Genomic DNA, 1,789 nt, shown 5'->3' with positions numbered 1-1,789 from the left:
GAAGCCGACGGACCGTCGCACCGCGTCACGATGAAGGACGTCGCGCGGCACGCCGGCGTCTCCCAGCCGACGGTGTCGTTCGTGCTGAACGACCGGCGGGACGTGTCGATCGCCGCGGACACCCGGGCCCGCGTGCTCGAGTCGGCGAAGCAGCTCAACTTCCAGCCGAACCGCGCCGCGCAGTCCCTGCGGTCCAACCGGTCGTACACGGTCGGGGTCATCGCGGACCGGCTCGTCTCGTGCTCGCCCGGTCCGCGTTCGGTCTGGGGGACCAGGACGTCTTCGTGCTCACGACGCTCGGGGCGCTGCCCGCGGCGCAGAACGTGTTCAACTACGCGCAGCGGTACGGGGCGGCGGTGCCGATCGCGCGCGACGTGGTGCTCGTCTCGACGATCGGCTCGGTGCCCGTGCTGGTCGCGGTGGCCGCCCTGCTCCACCCGTAGCCGCGCGCTGGCGGCGTCGGCCGGGGCCGCGCCCGCGCCCGCGCCGGGCCACGACGTCGCGCGAGCGGGCAGAGAACGTCCCGATCGCCGCCGGGTAGCGGCGCTTTCCGCCCGGTCGCCGGGCGACGCGCGGCATGTTGCGCCCGGTCGCGGAGCGACGCGCGGCATGTTCCGGCCGGTCGCGGGGCGACGCGCGGCGTGTCCTGCCCGGTCGCGGGACGGTGCGCGGCGTGTCCGGCCCGCTCGGGGCCCGTGTCGGGACCCGACGACGGACGGGAGGCGCGGGGCGGGCCGGATCCGCGCCTCCCGTCCGTCCCGTGGGGCCTGTGGAACGGGCGGTGTGTCCTGGCAGGTCGGCGCGTACCGTGGGCGCCACCGAACGGAAGAGGAGGTCCCCGATGGACACGATGGCGATGATGAAGACGATGTCGATGACGGACGTGCCCGTCCAGATGGACGCCGAGGCGATGCAGGACACGATGATGGCGATGAACGCCGCGTCGATGGCCGCGACGATGTGCTCCGCGAGCGACATGCGTGCGGGCGGCGAGATGGCCACCTGCGCCGCGATGTGCTCGAACACCGCGATGATGGCCGACACCGGCATGCGGATGATGATGCGTCCGGCTGGCATGGACGCGCAGTCGATGCGGGCGATGCTCACGACGGTCACGGCCATGGGCACGATGTGCGCTGCCGAGTGCCGGAAGCACGCCGACATGGACGAGACGTGCCGCTACTGCGCGATGGCGTGCGACGAGATGGTCGCGAAGTGCGAGGCAATGCTGGCCTCGATGACCGCCTGACGCGTCACGCGACGCGCGCGGTGGTCTTCCGACCGCCCGCGCTGAGGATCTCCGCGGCGGGGTGGTGGGCGACCGGTGCGCCCACCGACACGAGCGTGTCGGCGTCCGCCACCCGCAGCTGCGTCACGTCGCCGTCGAGGAACGCGACCACCAGGTCGGCCGGACGGGTCTCGAGGACGATGCCGTCCCGCCAGGCACGGGGCGTGGCGTCGGCCATGAGGCGCTGGATCGGAAGGATCGTCGACGGGGCCGTGCGGGACATGGCTTCACCTGCTCTCGAAGGGGTTCGGTGCAGGAACGCTACGTCGGCCGGTCCGCCGGGCTCAACGCCGACGGACTCGTGGCCGAGGTCGAGCAGGTGCGCGGTGGCGAGCCGGGCGCCCTCCATCTGGTCGATGAAGAGCGTCGACGGACCGTCGGCGTGGCTCGTGCGGAGCGCGACGTAGGGCGTCCGCATGCCGAGTTCCTCGATGAGGTCGAACACCCGCTGCTGCGGCGCGATGACGATGATGCCCTCGACGTCCTGGTCGAGCAGGTGGC

2 protein-coding genes and 2 pseudogenes are annotated in these 1,789 nt (G+C 72.7%); 3 read left to right on the top strand and 1 reads right to left on the bottom strand.

The features are described 5' to 3' along the window. Positions 1-30 precede the first annotated feature (30 nt). From I5E_RS26190 to I5E_RS02870, 3 genes and pseudogenes are all read left to right on the top strand, one after another. Positions 31-111: pseudogene (locus tag I5E_RS26190) on the top strand (LacI family DNA-binding transcriptional regulator); the annotation flags it as partial. A gap of 128 nt (positions 112-239) precedes the next feature. Beyond that, the gene (locus I5E_RS02875; protein WP_022905661.1) at positions 240-443 is read left to right on the top strand and encodes a hypothetical protein; all 204 of its coding nucleotides are present in this window, start codon (positions 240-242) and stop codon (positions 441-443) included. Between the two features lie 398 nt (positions 444-841). Continuing rightward, the gene (locus I5E_RS02870) at positions 842-1,249 is read left to right on the top strand and encodes a hypothetical protein (protein WP_022905660.1); all 408 of its coding nucleotides are present in this window, start codon (positions 842-844) and stop codon (positions 1,247-1,249) included. A gap of 4 nt (positions 1,250-1,253) precedes the next feature. Here I5E_RS02870 and I5E_RS25160 read toward each other — a convergent pair. Further along, positions 1,254-1,789 (bottom strand): annotated as a pseudogene (locus tag I5E_RS25160) (hypothetical protein); the annotation flags it as partial.

The sequence above is a fragment of the Curtobacterium sp. B18 genome, assembly GCF_000333375.1.
In the GTDB taxonomy this organism is placed as follows: Bacteria; Actinomycetota; Actinomycetes; order Actinomycetales; family Microbacteriaceae; genus Curtobacterium.
Note: the sequence above shows the minus strand (reverse complement) of the source record. Positions and strands in the feature narration are given on the sequence as shown.